The organism is Cupriavidus sp. JZ107 (genome assembly GCF_053903255.1).
In genome coordinates this window covers 187,797-205,518 of sequence record NZ_CP096480.1, presented here as the reverse complement: position 1 = coordinate 205,518, position 17,722 = coordinate 187,797, and the positions used below count along the sequence as shown (strand labels likewise).

The following is a 17,722-nucleotide window of genomic DNA, read 5'->3' as shown; positions in this document are numbered from 1 at the left end:
CAGTCGCCGCGAGCGGGCCGGCCCTTAGCGGCGATGCTCGCGGAAGAACTCCCACATCAGCATGCTGGCGGCCGGCCCGGTATCGCTGTGGTAGCGATAGGCCGGATCGCCGCCGCTCCACGCATGGCCGAGCCCGGCCACCTCACATAGCTGCACCAGCTCCCGGCGCGCATGGCCGAAGCGGGACTCGAGGTAGTGGCCGACGGGAACGTCGGCGGCATCGGCTTCGCCCGCCGACGCGTCGGCCGCTGGCAGAGGCGCGCCGTTGCGGCGCTCGCCGTCGATGCGATCCGGCAAGCGGTTGTAGGCCAGGAATTGCCGCGCCAGCAAGCGCGCATTGACGGGGTGCACCACCTGGTCGTCCATGCCATGCAGGATCAGCGCCGGCATCGGCTTGCCGGCCAGCGCGACGCCCGCCGCATCGAGCAGGGTCGCCGGCTCGGCCCGCGAGCCGTGCTGCATCGCCCGCAAACCCGAGCGCGCCGAATCGGCGGCACCGACCACCACGCCGGAATGCAGCCCAACCGCGGCGACCTTGTCCGGATAGCGCAGGGCCACCACGGCGGCCATCGCGGCTCCGGCGGACAGGCCGGCCAGGTAGACCCGCTGCGGACAGACATCGCGCCGCAACGCCAGCGCGTCGATCAGCGCCGCGATCGCCTGCGCTTCGCGCGCGCCCTCGCTGGCGGCAAGGTCGAACCATTGCCAGCACCGCTGCAATTGCCGGCGCAGCGGCTGTTCGGCATAGGCAACGAGGAAACCCTCGCGCTCGGCCAGCGCATTCATGCGCGTGCCGGCGGCGAAGTCCTCGGCGGTCTGCCGGCACCCATGCAACATCACGACCAGCGGCAGCGGTCCGGCGTGCCGGCGCGACGGCTCGTAAAGCCAGTAGTTCAGCTGCGAAATGAGTTCGCCCGGCATGGCCGGCAATTTCAGGCGCCGCTGCGACCACTGGCCCGGCAGCGGACCGGCGGGCAGCGCCAGCGGCGGCGCCACGCGCAGGCGCGCGGCCGGTGCCGCGGTGCCCCGTCCATGCAGCCGGTCGAACCAGCTGCCAAGGTGACGGGCCGACTGGCGGGGCAGCGTGCCCATCTGCCGCCACGGACGCTGCCAATTACCCATCAAGCTTCTTGCCATGCGCGTGTACGGAGCGCGCGAACGCTCCGGTTCATTTTTGCTGCGTTGCAGCATAGCACATGGTGTTGAACGCAATTCGCTTACCAATGTAGGACAGTGACTGACAGCACACCGGCAATCGGCTCGCTATGGTTTCGCCATGGCGAACGGGCAGCCCGCCCCGCAGCCGCCATTCGAGGCGACTCGATACCGGTATCTTCATGCGGAACTCGCTCTTGATTTCGTTGCCCCACCCGTGGCGCGCCGCCGCGCTGATCGCCTGCGCATCGTGGCCCGCCGTGGCCCAGCATGGCAACGCCGCAGCCTCGACCACCTCCGCGCCGAGCATGTCGGCCCTGGCCCGGCTGCTGGTCGGCGTGGCCGACGGCCGGCCCACCGGCATGAACGGCGTCACCCGGCTGACCGGTTCGGGCAGCAGTACCGACGTGGCGCTGGGCACCGCCTGCCGCGAGCTGACCCGCTTCGGCCCGATCCCGCTCGATAACGCCACGCGCCTGGAGGGCTGCCGCGGCGAAACCGGCAAGCGCGTCGTCTTCCATCTGAACCTGGTTCGCTTCGACGCGTCCCGCGAGGGTACCGCCGCCTTCATGGCCAGCGCGACGCCCGCTCTGGTCCGCGGCATCTGCCGCAATCCCGATGTCCCGGTGCTGGGGCGCCTGGGCATCGCGCTGGTGTTTCGCTACACCGGCATCGGTGACCGTCCGGTCGGCGAAATCGCCATCGCGCCGGGCCGCTGCGACCAGGAATGATCGCGGCATCGGACTGCGGGCAACGCGTCCGATAGAACACCGTCCGCGTCGAACTGCGATAGTCGCAGCATGGCGCATTGGCTAGATTCCTCCGCTTCACCGTGTCCGTCCGGAGGTCGCCTCGATGCCATCCCCCTTTGACAATCGCACGCCGTGCAGGGCGGCGACGCTGCGCCGGCCTGCCGATGCAGCGCTCTGAGCGCCGGCTGTACGGGCTGATGTCGTGCGGCTGCCTGCTGTGGGCGGCGCTGGTGGCAGCGGAGCTCGGCCGCACGCAGACGCCGCGCGACGATACCGGAGCCGTGCGCGAGCGGCTCGCCGGCACGCTGACCGGCGCCGAACGACGCTGGCTCGCCGCCCATCCGGTGGTGCGCTACAGCGCGTCGCCGATCGGTGGGCCGATGGCCTTCGTCGGCGCCGGCGGACACGCGGCCGGCATCGCGGTGCAGGCCCTGGAGCAGGTCGGCCGTATCACCGGCCTGCGTTTCGAGCCGGTCTGGCAGCAGGACCCGGCAGCCCGCGAAGCGGCGCTGCGCGACGGCACGGTGCTGCTGGTGCCCGCGGTGGCGGCCGACTCGTCCGCACCGCCGTCCGCGGCGCCGTCCGTACCGCAATCGGCGCCGCCCGAAGCCGCCGCGATGCGCGAATCGGGACGCCGGCCGCACCGGCTGCAGCCATCGCTGCCCTACCTGATCACGCCTTGGGTCATCACCACGCACGCCACCAACGTCGCGATCCGCGACGCCACCGCCCTGGCCGGCATGCGCATCGCGGTGCGTCGCAGCAACCCCGGCCTGACGGCGCGCCTTGCGCAGGTGCCCAACGCCACCATCATCCACACCACTTCCACGAGCGAGGCCTACCGCATGGTCGCGCACGGCCAGGCCGACGCCGCGGTCGATACCCTGACCTGCGCGCACTACATGGTCCGATACGCGTTCGCGCCGCGGCTGCGCGTGGCCGCGCCTTTGGGCCCGCAGCCGGCGGCGATCGGCTTCGGCGTCTCGCCCGCCGCGCCGCAACTGCGCATGATCCTGAACAAGGCGCTGGCCGCCATCCCGCCCGCGCACTGGGACACGCTGCAGGCCGGCTGGGCGTCGGCATCGATGCCGGCCGCGGTGCCGGCGCCCGTGTCGGCGCGGCAACGGCATCGCCCATGGCTGCTGACCGGCTCGCTCGGCACCCTGCTGTGGATGACCGCAATGGGGGCATGCGCGGTCGCCCTGCATCGCCACGGCCGGCGTATCACCCGTGCCGCCACCACGCTGCACCGGAGCCTTGGCGGCGGGCGACCGGCCGGCCGCCGCGCGCCGTTGCCGGATGTGGCCGCATCGTCCGGCGCATGGTCGGGCACGGACCGCCTGGGCTTCCTGGCAACGATCTGCCACGAGATCCGTACGCCGATGCACGCGGTGATCGGCATCCTCGACCTGCTGAGGCACAAGGCCGCGATCCATGGCGAGGCCCGCCATTACATCGACACCGCGCACGACTGCGCCAAGTCGCTGGTCGCGCTGGTCGGCGATCTGCTCGACATGGCCAGGCTGGAGGCGGGCCGGATGGAAATCCGGCCGGAGCCGGTGCAGCTCGATACGCTGCTGCAGCAATGGGTCCATGCGTTCCGTCCGCTGGCGTCATCGCGCGGCCTGCGCATCCGGCTGCAACTGGACGCGCTGCGGGCCCGGCGCCATCGCGCCGATCCGCAGCGGCTGCGGCAGGTCGTCGGCAATCTGCTCAGCAATGCGATCAAGTTCGGCGGTCATCGCGACATCACGGTGAAGCTCGAAAGCGCGGGCGAGCACGTCGATCGGGAAACCGTGCGGATCGTGGTGCGCGACCGTGGCCCGGGCATCGCCGCGGAGCAGATGCCGCGGCTGTTCGAACCGTTCTACCGGGCTGCGGAGGCAGGCGGGCCCGGTGGCACCGGCCTGGGCCTGTCGATCTCGCGGCAGCTCGCCCGGCAGATGGGGGGCGAGCTCGAGCTGATCAGCCGGCCGGGCCACGGCACCACCGCGCTGCTGACGCTGACGCTGGCCGCGGAGTCGTGCGGCGGACGCGCGCTGCACGGCCACGGCCGCCTGACCCCTTGCGGCCAGCCCGCCATCGCGCCGCTGCGCAAGGACTATTGCGCGCTGATCGTCGATGACCATCCTGCCGGCAGGATGCTGCTGGCCCGCCAGTTGCGGCATCTGGGCGTGGAAGCGGTCGGTACCGGCAACGCGCACGAGGCGCTGGTACGGTTCGCAGCGCCGGACGCCGCGTTCGACCTGGTGATCCTCGACTGCAATATGCCGGGCATGGACGGCTTCACGCTGGCGCGCAGGCTGCGCGCACAGGAGCGGGCGCTGGCGCGACGGCGCGTGCCCGTGTTCGGCTACAGCGCCGACGCGCGGCCGCATAACCGTCAGCAGGCACTGGCGGCCGGCATGGACGATTGCCTGTTCAAGCCGATCGATCTCGACACGCTCGATCGCGCCTTGCAACAGTGGCTCGCCGATCCGCCGAATGGGCGTCGTGCGGCGACGGCGTTCGCCGCGACGCCTCTCGCATCGGCCTCCGATACCGCCTCCGATGCCGCCTCCGATGCCGCGATAAGGGCGGCCTTGCTGGCCGGCAACACCGCGGACCTGGCCGCGCTCCGCGTGGCGGTCGCGCGTGCCGACTGGCAGGCGGCCCACGCGGTCGCACACCGTATCAAGGGCGCCGCCCGGCTGGTATCGGCCGATGGCGTCGCGCAAGCCTGCGAGGCCTTGGAGGCGGCCTGCCGCGACGGCGATGCGGCCGGCGTCGCGGCCGCGATGACGCGCCTGGTGCCGGCGCTGGCGCGGTGGGCCAGGACGCTGTCGAGTTGAGGCGAGCGCGCCGCCGCGCCCGGCTACGCCAGCGATTGCGCTCGAGGTTGGCGTTTTGAGATTGGTCTTATCCTTTCGCGCTCCCTTCCCCGCTAATCTGGCGGGGCATTGCAGCGCTTCCGGCCATTTCCCGTTTTTGGTCTGGAGGCAGGCATGCGCGCTGTCGCTGTATCGGGCCGAGGCGTCGTCCTGTCCGCACCTGCAATGTGCCACCGGGCTCCCGATACCGATCCGACGCGCCTTGCGCCGCGCGGCATTTGCCGCGCGGCGCTTCTTTTCCGACGGACCGCACGCCCCGAGGCACCCGCCGCGCTGCGCGATGCTGCTCGGCAAGCGGCGCAGGAGCAATGGCATGGCACTGAACATCGTCGTCGCGGACGACCATCCCGCGATCTCCCTGGCGATCCGTAGCGTTCTGCAGGGGCACGCCGGCTGGCAAGTCTGTGCTGACGTGACGACGCCCGAGGCGTTGTTTCGCGCCATTGCGGCGTGTACGCCCGACGTCGTGGTCACCGACTACCATATGCCCGGCGGCGAGGCCAAGGATGGATTGCGGATGCTCGGCCAGATGCGGCGGCAGCATCCGCAGATGCGCGTGGTGGTGTTGACGATGATGACCAATCCGCTGATCCTGCGCGCGATCGCGGAGGTGCCGGTGCAGGGCATCCTGCTGAAGGATTCGCCGCTCGACGAGCTGGTCCATACGCTGGTCCAGGTCGAGCGCGGCCGGACCTATATCGGCAGATCGGCGGCGCGGATCCTGGCGGAATCGAGCGCGCGCTATCCCTGCCCGGAGGAGCGGGCGGGCATCGGCAGCTTGTCGGTGCGGGAGACGGAGGTGCTGCGGCTCTATCTGAGCGGCAAGTCGGTGACGCAGATCGCCACCGCGCTGAGCCGCAGCGTCAAGACGATCAGCCGGCAGAAGAACTGCGCAATGCAGAAGCTGGGGGCGAGCAACGACAGGGAACTGTTCGACTTCGCCGCCCGCCAGGATTTGATGCTGCCGCAGCCGTCGGCGGGTTAGCCGACGGCGTACGGCCGGGATGCGCGCTTATTCGGCGGAGCGCGGCGCCGCGATGACCGGCGACACGGCGGCCTCGCCGCCATCCTGATCGTCGCCCGGGCGGCGCTGCTTGGCGCCGGCCGCACGCTGCTCCCAGAAGACCGCGTTATCGATGCCCAGCGGTCCGGGCACGAAGTTCGGGTCGATGCCCTGGCGCTTTTGCGCCTCGTAGTCGCGCAATGCCTTCAGCGCGGGCTTTTGCAGGATCACGATCGCCACGATGTTGAGCCACGCCATCAGGCCCACGCCGATGTCACCCAGCGCCCAGGCCAGCGTCGCGGTGCGCACGCAGCCGTACAGCGTGGCGGCCAGGATCGCGATCTTCAGCAGGAACACCATCCACGGGCGGTGAATCTTCCGGTTGATGTACGCGACATTGGTTTCGGCGATGTAGTAGTAGGCGACGATCGTCGTGAACGCGAAGAAGAACAGCGCGATCGCGACGAAGGCGGCGCCGAAGCCTGGCAGCACGCTTTCGACCGCATGCTGGGTGAAGCCCGGGCCCGCTTCCACGCCTGCCAGGCCCGTGTGCAACGCTTCCTTGGCGGGACCGACCACGTTGTAGGCGCCGGTGATCAGGATCATGAAGGCCGTCGCCGAGCAGACGAACAGCGTGTCGACATAGATCGAGAACGCCTGAACCAGACCCTGCTTGGCCGGATGCGAAACTTCGGCCGCGGCCGAAGGGTGAGGACCGGTACCCTGACCGGCTTCGTTCGAGTAGACGCCGCGCTTGACGCCCCACTGGATCGCCAGGCCAAGCACTGCGCCGAAGGCCGACTCCAGGCCGAAGGCGCTACGCAGGATCAGGCTCATGACGTCGGGCAGCTTGCCGATATTGAGCGCAATGATCACGCAGGCGACGAGGATGTAGCCCAGCGCCATGAACGGCACCACGATCTCGGCGAACTTGGCGATCCGCTTGACGCCGCCGAGGATGATCAGCCCCAGCAGGATCACCAGCACCGCGCCGGTCACTGCCGGTTCGACGCCGAACGAATTGGCCATGCCGGCCGCGATGCTGTTCGACTGCACGCCGGGCATCAGCACGCCGCAGGCCAGGATCGTCGCCAGCGCGAAGATCCACGCGTACCACTTGGTGCCCAGCCCCTTCTCGATGTAGTACGCCGGACCGCCGCGGTACTGGCCGTCGACCTCTTCCTTGTAGATCTGCGCCAGCGTCGATTCCACGAACGCCGTGCTGGCGCCGAGGAAGGCCATCACCCACATCCAGAACACCGCGCCCGGACCGCCGAAGGTAATGGCGGTCGCCACGCCGGCGATATTGCCGGTGCCGACCCGGCCCGACAACGACATCGCGAGCGCCTGGAAGGAGCTGACGCCCTGCGCCGACGACTTGCCGTCCAGCATCAGCCGGATCATGCCGAAGAAGTGGCGCACCTGGGCGAACCGGGTGCGAATCGAGAAATACAGGCCGACGCCCAGGCACAGGTAGATCAGTGCCGAGCTCCAGATGATGCCGTTGATGGCATCGACGATTTCGTTCATGGCGAATCTCCGAGTCGGGTTCGGGCGAGATGGTGCCCGTCATGTCGGCGGTCGAGTCGCCCCGGGGTCGAGGCAAGACCGCTCCCCTGGAAAAAGGCGTAACCATACCGCAACAGCACGTTTTCCCACCTAGGGACAACCCGAATTCGTCGTCCGAAACGGGGGCTGGCGCGTTGTGGGATGCAGGATCGTGCACCACGAGCGGGCATGATCGGCGGGGCCGCAAGCGCCTGAAATTGTGTCGACGGGAAACAAAAGTCGGCACTGGCAGGCGGTTTTTACGTCACCGAACCACAAGTTACAGAACTGTTTCATGTTGTCGCCGCCGAGGCCGGCCGCAGGCCCGATCGTGCGTCGTAACCTGAACGCTCCCTACCGCTCCGATGGATGCAGAGGAATCTCATGTCTGAACGATTGATCATGCTGGACGTGCCCGGGGTGCTGTTCTCCGAGCGCTCCGCCGCGCGGCTGGGCGGCAAACCGGAGACCGGCGCGGTGCGCGAGCTGCGCCTGTTCGATCCCGTCGCACTGGGCTTCGTACGGCGGCTGTTCGGGCTGGCTGGCGCTCGCGTGGTGCTGCCGCATGCCTGGGGCGTCGGCGCGCGCTCGACCCTGGTACAGCAGCTGGACCTGCAGGTGCATGCGTTCGCGCCGGCCGCCCCTGGCGGCTTCGGCGCCGAGGTAGCCGCCTATCTGGCGTGGGCCCAGCCGACCCCGCAAAACTTCGTGGTGCTGACCGCCGATTCGGCCTCCGTCGATCCGTCGCTGCAGTCGCGGCTGATTGCGCTCGATCCGGCCAACGGCCTGACGCTGGATGACTTCAAGCAGGCGCTGGACCTGCTGGGCGTTGCCTGCCCCAACGGCATGTACCCGCCGACGCAGCCCGACCCGCGCCTGCAGGCTCGCCTGCAGCAGCTGCGGCGCGCCGCGCGCCATGGCGCCCTGCCCGGGCTGGCGCCGTCGCCCGTGGCCGAGCCCGCGCACGCCTGACCCGCGCCTCCCGCCCGACGTCCGCCTGTGTCGGGATCGGCCCGCATAGGCAAGTCCGCCCCCGCGTCTGCATAATGCGGCGCATGAACCAAGGGGGCGGAGATGACAGCAGCCGCGCTGGCTGACCGACGCGGCATTCACTGGCGACGCGGCTGGCCGCGATATCTGCCGGCAGTCCTGGCCGCGGGCTGGACGCTCGGCTCGTACGCCCAGCCTGCCGGCACGCCGGACGCCACGGCCCCGTCCGCCGCTGCTGTCGCCCCGGCCGCGCAGGCCGGCACCGCTCCGCCCGTGTGCCAGGCGCCCTGGTTTCGCAGCGGTGCCCGCGCCCAGTTGGAGGCCGATGGCCAGATGCCGATGTCGATCACGATGACGGTGCGCCATCCCGGGCCAGTGCCGGGTGGCTGCGCGGCCTGGCTCGACATCCATTCCAAGTCCGCGCTGGCGGCGATGATGGGCCCGCCGGTGGTGATGGACCAGATGCACCGGCTGACGCTGCTCGGCGATGCCGGCGCCGCCAATGGCCGGATCAGCAGCCAGCACGCCACCATCAACGCCCAGGCCCGCTATGCCCGGCTGTTCGGCGAGGCGTCGTTCGAAGGCACCGGCCTGTTGTCCTATGCCGGCCACGACATCCGCGAAGGCGTCACGCTGCCCGGCGAATCGCTGCACTCGAGCGCCAGCCTGCAGATCAACAGCCTGCATTCGGGCGAGGCGGTGACGACGATCCGGGTACCGCGCGCATCGATCCACATCGGCGAGCGGCGGGTCGGCCGCCGCCAGCACATCGACACGCCGCTCGGCCGGCGCGAATGCCTGCCGATCCGCTACGACAAGCAGGCCTCGCTGGGCGAGGTGCATATCGGCGACGACATCGAGCGGCCCGAGCCCTACAGCATGACCGTGACCGACTGGTACTGCCCCAGCGAAGCCTTCGTGCTGCGTACCGAGATCCGCCAGGGCGACCAGCAGCAGGTCATCGAAACCACGGCGATCGGCATGCCGGACAGCGGGCGCTAGCGCGCGCCGCGCCGCGCCCGCCCCGCTACAGCCTTGCCGCCGCGCGGCTCAGGCCGCCTGCAGGTCCTCCAGCGGTCCGAAGAACTCGAAGCGCAGCCGCTCGGGCGCGATGCCCAGCGCCCGTCCGTCGGCATGGACCGCGCGCATGAAGGCCTTCGGCCCCAGCAGATAGAAGTCGACGTCGCGATCGGCGGGCAGCCGGCTCGCCAGCAGCTCGCGCGTGACGAAGCCGACCGCGTGCGGATTGTCCCCGTCCCGTGGCGTGTCGTAGACGTAGCAAACGCTCACATTGTCGTAATTGGCGGCGATTGCATCGACGCGCTCGCGGAACGCATGGACGCCGCCGTGCCGCGCGGCATGGATGAACTGGATCGGGCGGCCGGCGGGCGCGGCGGCTTCGAGCATGCTGATCGCAGGCGTGATGCCGACCCCGCCGGTCACCAGCACCAGCGGCCGCTCGTCGGCCGCCGGCTCCAGCACGAAGTCGCCGCATGGCTGCAGCGCCTGCAGCACATCGCCGACCGCGGCATGGTCGTGCAGCCAGTTCGACGCGCGACCGCCAGGCTCGCGCTTGACGCTGATCCGGTACCACGGCTTGCCCGGCGCATCGGACAGCGAGTAGTGGCGGCGGGTCGGCGCCCCATCGATGGTCAGCAGCAGCGTCAGGTACTGTCCGGGCCGGAAGGCGGGCAGTACGCCGCCGTCGGCCGGCTCCAAATAGAACGAGGTAATGATTTCGCTCTCCTGCACCTTGCGCGCAATGCGCAGGCCGCGCGTGCCACGCCAGCCCCCCGGCTGGGCCGCGTTGTCGCGGTAGACCGCCTCCTCGGCATCGATCAGGATCTTCGCCAGCACGCCATAGGCCTCGCCCCAGGCGCCGATGATCTCCTCGGTCGCCGCTTCGCCCAGCACATCGCGGATCGCCTGCAGCAGGCAGCCGCCGACGATCGGATAGTGCTCGGGCTGGACGCCCAGCGCGGCGTGCTTCTGCACGATGCGCGGCAGCGCGCCGGCCAGCGCCTCGAGCTCATCGACATGGCTGGCGAAGGCGAGCACCGCGCCGGCCAGCGCCCGGGCCTGCGTGCCGTGGACCTGGTGGGCCTCGTTGAAGAAAGCCTTCAGCTCCGGATGCTGGGTCAGCAACAGCCGATAGAAATGTTGGGTGATCGCTTCGCCGTGCTGCTTCAGCACGGGCACCGTGGCCTTGACCAGCGCGATGGTATTCGGGGACAGCATGAGAACGCTCCTGTGGTTGGACGTCGATGGGTGCCATACCATATCAAGCGGCGTGCCAGCGACGATGGCCGGCGCAAGCCCTTGATTTCTATGGCACCATGGCGGGCGGTTGTCCAAACGACCACACTAACCGCGAGGTCACAAAGACCACAACGTTGTCCACATGACCACAAACTCCGATTTCCCCACGCTCGCCGACGACGGCCGCTTTCGTCAGTTGCTGGCCGCCGTCCGGGGCATCGTCCATTGCGATGCCGCGGCGCTGCTGCGGTTGCAAGGCGAGGTGCTGGTTCCGGTCGCGGTGCACGGCCTGAGCGACGATGCGCTGGGGCGCCGCTTCCCGGTGTCGGCCCACCCGCGGCTGGCGCAGCTGCTCGACAGCGAGGACGGCGTGCGTTTCGCCGCCGACTGCGGCCTGCCGGACCCGTACGACGGCCTGATCGAGGGCCAGCCCGACATCCTGCCGATCCACGACTGCATGGGTGCGCCGCTGCATTGCGGCGGCCGGCTGTGGGGCCTGGTAACGCTGGACGCGCTGCAGCCCGGGGCATTCGCCGACATCTCGGCGGCCCAGATGCAGGCCGTGGTGACGATGCTCGAATCGGGCATCGAGGCCGACGAGACGATCCGGACGCTGGCCGAACGGGCCGCGCGCGAGCGCGAGATGAGCCGGGCGCTGCAGGCGCACGGCCAGCCGCGCGAGCTGCTCGGCAAGAGCGCGGCAATGAAGCGGCTGAAGCAGGAAATCGACACCGTGGCCGGCTCGGATCTGAGCGTGCTGATCCTGGGCGAGACCGGCGTCGGCAAGGAGCTGGTCGCGCAGCGGCTGCACGACCGTTCCGCCCGCCGCGAGCGGCCGCTGGTGCAGATCAACTGCGCGGCGTTGCCCGAGACCCTGGCCGACAGCGAGCTGTTCGGCCACAAGCGCGGCGCCTTCACCGGCGCGGTGCAGGACCGTGTCGGCAAATTCGAGCTGGCCGACGGCGGCACGCTGTTTCTGGACGAGGTTGGCGAGCTGCCGTTGCCGGTGCAGGCCAAGCTGCTGCGCGTGCTGCAGAGCGGGGAAGTGCAGCGGCCCGGCAGCGACCGGCTGCTGCGCGTCGATGTCCGCGTGCTCGCGGCGACCAACCGCGACCTCGGCAAGGCGGTGGCCGAGGGGCGCTTTCGCGCCGACCTGTACCACCGGTTGTCGGTCTATCCGTTGCGCGTGCCGCCGCTGCGCGAGCGCGGCCGCGACGTGCTCGCGCTGGCCGGCGGCTTTCTCGAGGAAAACCAGCACCGTCTCGGTGCACGCAACCTGCGGCTGGCGCCGGATGCGGCGCTGGCGCTGATGGCGTATTCGTGGCCGGGCAATGTCCGCGAACTCGAACATCTGATCAGCCGGGCGGCCCTGCGCGCGCTGGCCGAATCGCGCCGCGGCGCGCGCTGGATCGCGATCGAAGCGCGCCACCTGGGGCTCGACGGCGGCACCAGCCGGCTCGCGCATGGCACAGAGGAGGCCGGCCACCACGGCGGTCCAGCGGTGCAGCGGGACGACCGCCACGCCCCCCGCTCCGGGACATCGATGCCGGCGGGCGGCACGCTGCGCGAAGCCACCGACGACTTCCAGCGCCGCTGGATCGAAGCCGCGCTGGCCCGGCACGGCGGCGCCTATGCGGCCGCCGCGCGCGAGGCCGGCATGGACCGCAGCAACTTCCATCGGCTGGCGCGCCGGCTCGGCATCGCACCGGAGATGCCAAGGGCCGGGGCGGGCCACGGCGCGGCGCCGCGTTAGCGCATCCCGGCCTGCCGCCCCCTGCGCTTCACCACAAGCGACGGCCAAGGCATACTTGGCCCTGCGAGCCGATCGCCTGCCTGCATTCGCCGATCTCGACGGCCCGGCCAGAAAATTTTCTGTCGGCTGTCCCTGTGCAAACGCCGACTAGCGCCAATACTAGAGATCGGAGGCGCGCGGCCCGTAGTGCGCAATGACGCTTCGATCGACCACCCATAGCACCGGAAGCGAACCGTGTCGCGTCGTGTCTGGCCTATCGTTGTCCTGCTGGTCCTGGTTGGCGGCGCCTGCTATTTCGCCGCCCATCTGATCGCTGACGAGGTTCGCACCTCGCGGTGGCAGGCGCGCTATTTCCACGATTGGGGCCAGCGCCTGACCTACACGATCGCGCCGGGCGCCAGCGACCGCATCCGCTTTCCCGACGCCGGGCCCTACGACATGCGGCTCGGTTACGCCCGGATTCCGCACTACACCGAGATGCTCGAAGCGCGGGGCTTCGTGCGCGAGCATCAGGCGCGGATGTCCCAGGCGATGCTCGAATACCTCGATCTCGGCCTGTACGCGCCCTATCGCGAGAAGACCCGCGCCGGGCTGGCGCTGCTCGATTGCAACGACCGCAGCGTGTCGGTGCAGCGCTTTCCCGAACGCCAGTACCAGGACTACCGCGAAGTCCCGCAGGTGCTGGCCAACTCGCTGCTGTTCGTCGAGAACCAGGGGCTGCTCAATCCCGAATATCCGACCCGCAATCCGGCGCTCGACTGGCGACGGTTGTCGCGCGCGGGCGTGGACCAGCTGTTCGCCATCGTCGACCGCGAGCGCGATACGCCGGGCGGCAGCACGCTGGCCACGCAGATCGAAAAATATCGCCATTCGCCGAATGGACGCACGGCTTCGATTTCGGAGAAGCTGCGGCAGATGGGCTCGGCCTCGGTGCGCGCCTATCTCGACGGCCGCGACACCGTGCGGGCGCGCGAGCGCATCGTGGTGGACTACCTGAACACCGTACCGCTGTCGGCGCGCAATGGCCGCGGCGAAATCCACGGCATCGGCGATGGCATGTACTACTGGTACGGCGAGGACTTCGACGAAGCCAACCGGATGCTGCACGAGATCGAGCAAAAACAGCCGACGCCGCGCGAGGCGCAGGTCTTCAAGCAGGCGCTGTCGCTGATCATCGCGCAGCGCCGCCCTTCGTACCATCTGCGCCGCTACGACACCAACCTGGAGCCGCTGACCGACAGCTATCTGCGCCTGCTCGCCGGCGCCGGCGTGATCTCGCCCCGGCTGCGCGACGCGGCGCTCGCCGCGCGGCTGGACAAGGCGCCGATTCCCTCGCTGCCGCCCGCCGACCCGTTCGTCACGCGCAAGGCCATCAACCAGGTACGTGCCGACCTGTCGCGCCTGCTCGGCGTGTGGAGCCGCTACGATCTGGACCGGCTCGACCTGACGGTCGCCAGCACGATCAATACCGAAGCGCAGCGCCAGATCACGGCGACGCTGATGAAGCTGCGCGACAAGCAGGGCGCGCGCGAGCTTGGCCTCTATGGCCACAACATGCTGCGCGACCATGACGATCCGTCGAAGCTAGTGGCCAGCTTCACGCTGTTCGAGCGGGTCGGCAATGCCAGCTATCTGCGCGTGCAGGCCGACAACATCGACCAGCCGTTCGACCTGAACAGCGGCGCGCGGCTCAATCTGGGCTCGACCGCCAAGCTGCGCACGCTGGTCACCTATCTGGAAATCCTGGCCGAACTGCACGACCGCTACGCCGGCATGACGCGCGCCGAGCTGCAGCGCGTCCCCGTTTCGCCGCAGGATGGACTGACGCGCTGGACGATCGACTGGCTGCTGAAGAACCCCAACGGCGATCGCCGCGCGATGCTCGAGGCCGCGCTCGAACGCAAGTACGCCGGCGGCGCCGGCGAAGCGTTTTTCACCGGCGGCGGGCTGCAGACCTTCACCAACTTCGAGCGCTCGGCCAGCGTGCAGAACCTGACGGTGCGCCGGGCCTTCCAGCACTCGGTCAATCTGGTCTTCATCCGCATGATGCGCGACATCGTCCGCTTCGAGGTTCACCGCGCGCATCCCGATGCCAGCGAGCTGCTGGCCGATCGCGATGCGCCCGGCCGGCGCAAATGGCTGGAGCGCTTCGCCGACGAGGAAGGCAGCCAGTACCTGAGCGGCTTCTATCGCAAGTACAACGCGCTCGACAAGGACGGCCGCATCGCGCTGCTGCTGCAACGCGTGAAGCCTGTCGCGGTGCGCGTGGCGGTTGCCTTGCGCAGCGCCGATCCTGCCATGGACGAGGCCACCTTCGCGCGGCATCTGCGCGCGAAGCTCGGCACGAAGCTGGACGACGAGGATGTGTACGCGCTCTACGACAAGTACGGCAAGGACAAATTCTCGCTGAACGACCGCGGCTACCTGTCGCGTATCCATCCGCTCGAACTGTGGCTGATCGACTATCTGGACCACCACTCCGAGGCCGACCTGAAGCAGGTGCTGGAGGCCAGCGCCGACGTTCGCCAGGAGGTCTACACCTGGCTGTTCCGCACGCGCAGCAAGGCCGGGCAGGACAACCGCATCCGCATCCTGCTCGAGCGCGATGCGTTCGTACGCATCGGCGAGCGCTGGCGCCGGCTGGGCTATCCGTTCGAAACGCTGACGCCGTCCTATGGCAGCGCGGTGGGTGCCTCCGGCGATCGTCCCGCGGCGCTGTCGGAACTGGCCGGCATCCTGCTCAGCGGCGGCGTGCAGCCGTACACCGAGACCGTGCGCTGGCTCGACTTTGCCGCCGGCACGCCGTACGAGACACGCTTCGTGCTGAAGCCGGGGCAACTGAAGCGGCTGCTGCCGGAGGACGTCGCGGAACTCGCGCGGCGCTCGCTGCTGGACGTGGTCGAGGGCGGCACCGCGCGCTCGGCGCAGGGCGTCTTTCCGGCCGAGCGCGGCATGGCGCTCGGCGGCAAGACCGGAACCGGCGATCACCGGCACATGGTGTTCGGCCGCGGCGGCTACGTGATCGCATCGCGCGCCGTCAGCCGCTCCGCGACCTTCGTGTTCACCATCGGCGAGCGCTACTTCGGCACGGTCACGCTGCATGTGCGTGGGCCCCACGCGGCGCGCTACAACTTCACCAGCGCGTTGTCGGTCAAGCTGCTGCGCGGGCTGGCGCCGACGATCGTCGCGATGGAGCCGCAGGCCGGACCGGCGATGCTCGCCTGCACCGGCGGTTGAACGCCGCGGGCCCGGACCCGCCTTGCCAGGGGCGCGGAGCTCGGCCCCCTCTTCGCGCGCGGTTGACGCGATCTGTTCGCTGCCCCACCAATTCCCCGCTGCCCCGCGCCCGAAACGTCGCGCCGCGACTTTGCCCGCCCCGCCCCTGCGCTTACCATCAAGCAAACGACGAGCATCGGCACCCGCCGAGACGCAGTCAGAAAATACGTCGCTGTGGAACGGGGGCACCTTGGGCAGCTATATCGAAGACTACTGCGCGCGCATCCGGCAGGGCGGCGCCAACGCCGTCATCGCGCATCCGGTCGTCGTCGACAACGACGGCACCTACGTGATGCATTACGTGCCGTTCGAGCACGTCAACGCGACGGCACGCCTCGTGCTGGTCAGCACGACACCGGGACACATGCACCTTCGGCTCGCCGCCGAACTGACCGAGGCGCTGCTGCGCGCGCATGCGCCGGGCCGCATCGTGCAGCTGGAAAACAAGCGCCAGATCGAACTGGGCGGGCCACTGGTCAGGCCCAACCTGATCCGCATGCTCGATCATTACGGCATCCCGGCGCTGGTCGGCGCCGAACGCGCGACCGCGCTGTGGGAAGACGGCTTCCACCTGTTGCAGCCGCTGGCCCTGCTGCCGCAGGCGACGATGCGCCGCGGACTGGCCTTCGATGGCACGCTCGAAGCGCTGCTGGCCATACCGATGCTGCGCCGCGCGTTCGAGGCGCAGTTCCTCGAGCGGCTGACGCGCGTCCGCGACGATGCCCTGTTTCTGGCGCTGGGCCGCACCGCGTGGGCGGGGCTGTGCCACGCCGCGCAAACGGGCGTGATCGGGGCCGGCCAGCTGCTCGGCATGATGCCGGTGCCGGCCCGCGCCGGCAGCATGGTGCGCTATTTCCTTGGCGAGATCAGCGCGGCGAAGCTCTCGCCCAGGGATCCGGTCAGGCATCGCACCGCCTGGCTGGACGCGGCGCGGCGCGAATTGATCGAGAACGTGCGCCGCCATCGGCAGGCGCAGAGCGGCGCGATGACAGGGACCACTACCGGGACCACTACCGCGGCGGCATAGGCCGCGGACCGCTGGATACCCCGGCCGCTACAGCGTCTGCGTGCCGCTGACCGGCCGCAGGTCACGCGCGGCCTGCGCGGCCAGCTCGAAGGAACGCAGCCGCGCCTGGTGATCGTAGATCTGCGCGGTCAGCATCAGCTCGTCCGGACGCAGATCGTCGACGAAGCGCTGCATGCCCTCGCGCACCGTATCGAGGCCGCCGACCACCGAACAGGACAGCGAGCGGCGGATATGGGCGGCTTCGGTCTCGTTCCACATCGATTCGATATCGTCGACCGGCGGACGAATGCGCCCCGGCGTGCCGCGCACCAATGCCAGGAACTGCTGCTGCAGCGAACTGAACAGCCGCGTCGCCTCGGCGTCGGTGTCGGCGGCGAACACGTTCAGGCCAAGCATCACGTACGGCCGGGACAGCGCCTCGGACGGCCGGAAGGTCTGGCGATACAGATCCACCGCCTGGCGCATGAAGCCCGGCGCGAAATGCGAGGCAAACGCGAACGGCAGGCCCATCGAGGCCGCCAGTTGCGCGCTGAACAGGCTCGAGCCCAACAGCCACAACGGCACCTTCAGGCCCGCGCCGGGTACCGCGCGCAGCCGCTGGCCGGGCCGCGGCTCGTCGAAATAGGCCTGCAGCTCCTCGACGTCCTGCGGGAAGGTGTCGGCGGTGTCGTGGGTCGCGCTGCGGCGCAGGGCGCGGGCCGTCAGCTGGTCAGTGCCCGGCGCCCGGCCCAGTCCCAGGTCGATACGGCCCGGAAACAGCGAGGCCAGCGTGCCGAACTGCTCGGCGACCACCAGCGGCGAATGGTTGGGCAGCATGATGCCGCCCGAGCCGACCCGGATGGTCGAGGTGCCGTTGGCAACGTAGCCGATCAGCACCGCGGTGGCGGCACTGGCGATGCCGGGCATGTTGTGGTGCTCGGCCAGCCAGAAGCGGCGATAGCCCCAGCGCTCGGCGTGCTGCGCGAGGTCCAGCGAATGGCGCATCGACTGTGCGGCGTCGCTTCCCTCGGGAATCGGCGAAAGATCGAGCAGGGAATAGGCAGTGGTGGGAGCGGTCATGCGGAAATGCGATGCGGGACGATGCGGGAA

The 17,722-nt window shown here is 69.7% G+C and carries 13 protein-coding genes; 8 read left to right on the top strand and 5 right to left on the bottom strand.

The window, feature by feature from the left end:
* Positions 1-24 precede the first annotated feature (24 nt).
* Positions 25-1,137 carry an extracellular catalytic domain type 1 short-chain-length polyhydroxyalkanoate depolymerase gene (locus tag M1D55_RS00900; protein ID WP_456280832.1) on the bottom strand — a complete coding sequence of 371 codons (1,113 nt, stop codon included), beginning with the start codon at positions 1,135-1,137 and terminating at the stop codon, positions 25-27.
* A gap of 31 nt (positions 1,138-1,168) precedes the next feature.
* Positions 1,169-1,465 (bottom strand): hypothetical protein, encoded by a 297-nt coding sequence (locus M1D55_RS00895; RefSeq protein ID WP_231906312.1) that lies wholly within the window; start codon positions 1,463-1,465, stop codon positions 1,169-1,171.
* Between M1D55_RS00895 and M1D55_RS00890 the strand changes: the two genes are divergently transcribed.
* From M1D55_RS00890 to M1D55_RS00880, 3 genes are all read left to right on the top strand, one after another.
* Positions 1,464-1,886 carry a hypothetical protein gene (locus M1D55_RS00890; protein WP_232205479.1) on the top strand — a complete coding sequence of 141 codons (423 nt, stop codon included), beginning with the start codon at positions 1,464-1,466 and terminating at the stop codon, positions 1,884-1,886. The genes M1D55_RS00895 and M1D55_RS00890 overlap by 2 nt on opposite strands.
* A gap of 185 nt (positions 1,887-2,071) precedes the next feature.
* Positions 2,072-4,738, top strand: a complete 2,667-nt coding sequence (locus M1D55_RS00885; RefSeq protein ID WP_456280831.1) for an ATP-binding protein — start codon at positions 2,072-2,074, stop codon at positions 4,736-4,738.
* Between the two features lie 352 nt (positions 4,739-5,090).
* The gene (locus M1D55_RS00880; protein WP_043440063.1) at positions 5,091-5,762 is read left to right on the top strand and encodes a response regulator; all 672 of its coding nucleotides are present in this window, start codon (positions 5,091-5,093) and stop codon (positions 5,760-5,762) included.
* A gap of 27 nt (positions 5,763-5,789) precedes the next feature.
* Here M1D55_RS00880 and M1D55_RS00875 read toward each other — a convergent pair whose 3' ends face one another.
* Positions 5,790-7,310, bottom strand: a complete 1,521-nt coding sequence (locus M1D55_RS00875; RefSeq protein WP_006579661.1) for an alanine/glycine:cation symporter family protein — start codon at positions 7,308-7,310, stop codon at positions 5,790-5,792.
* A gap of 402 nt (positions 7,311-7,712) precedes the next feature.
* On the opposite strand from M1D55_RS00875, the gene M1D55_RS00870 reads away from it, so the two are divergent.
* Both M1D55_RS00870 and M1D55_RS00865 read left to right on the top strand, forming a co-directional pair.
* Positions 7,713-8,300, top strand: coding sequence for an HAD domain-containing protein (locus M1D55_RS00870; protein WP_456280830.1), 588 nt, complete (start codon positions 7,713-7,715; stop codon positions 8,298-8,300).
* 102 nt (positions 8,301-8,402) lie between these two features.
* Entirely contained in the window at positions 8,403-9,320 is a 918-nt protein-coding gene (locus M1D55_RS00865; protein ID WP_456280829.1) for a hypothetical protein, read from the top strand.
* 48 nt (positions 9,321-9,368) lie between these two features.
* Here the strand turns inward: M1D55_RS00865 and hmpA are convergent, their stop codons facing one another.
* The gene (gene hmpA, locus M1D55_RS00860) at positions 9,369-10,556 is read right to left on the bottom strand and encodes an NO-inducible flavohemoprotein (protein WP_456280828.1); all 1,188 of its coding nucleotides are present in this window, start codon (positions 10,554-10,556) and stop codon (positions 9,369-9,371) included.
* Positions 10,557-10,719: 163 nt separating this feature from the next.
* Between hmpA and norR the strand changes: the two genes are divergently transcribed.
* From norR to M1D55_RS00845, 3 genes are all read left to right on the top strand, one after another.
* On the top strand, positions 10,720-12,330 hold the full coding sequence (norR, locus tag M1D55_RS00855) for a nitric oxide reductase transcriptional regulator NorR (protein WP_064574403.1): 1,611 nt from the start codon (positions 10,720-10,722) through the stop codon (positions 12,328-12,330).
* Positions 12,331-12,564: 234 nt separating this feature from the next.
* A complete protein-coding gene (locus tag M1D55_RS00850; protein ID WP_456280827.1) occupies positions 12,565-15,567 on the top strand; it encodes a transglycosylase domain-containing protein in 3,003 nt (1,000 codons plus the stop codon).
* A gap of 229 nt (positions 15,568-15,796) precedes the next feature.
* On the top strand, positions 15,797-16,633 hold the full coding sequence (locus M1D55_RS00845) for a hypothetical protein (RefSeq protein ID WP_456280826.1): 837 nt from the start codon (positions 15,797-15,799) through the stop codon (positions 16,631-16,633).
* 27 nt (positions 16,634-16,660) lie between these two features.
* On the opposite strand, the gene M1D55_RS00840 is transcribed toward M1D55_RS00845, so the two are convergent.
* The gene (locus M1D55_RS00840; RefSeq protein ID WP_006577256.1) at positions 16,661-17,692 is read right to left on the bottom strand and encodes an LLM class flavin-dependent oxidoreductase; all 1,032 of its coding nucleotides are present in this window, start codon (positions 17,690-17,692) and stop codon (positions 16,661-16,663) included.
* Positions 17,693-17,722 lie beyond the last annotated feature (30 nt).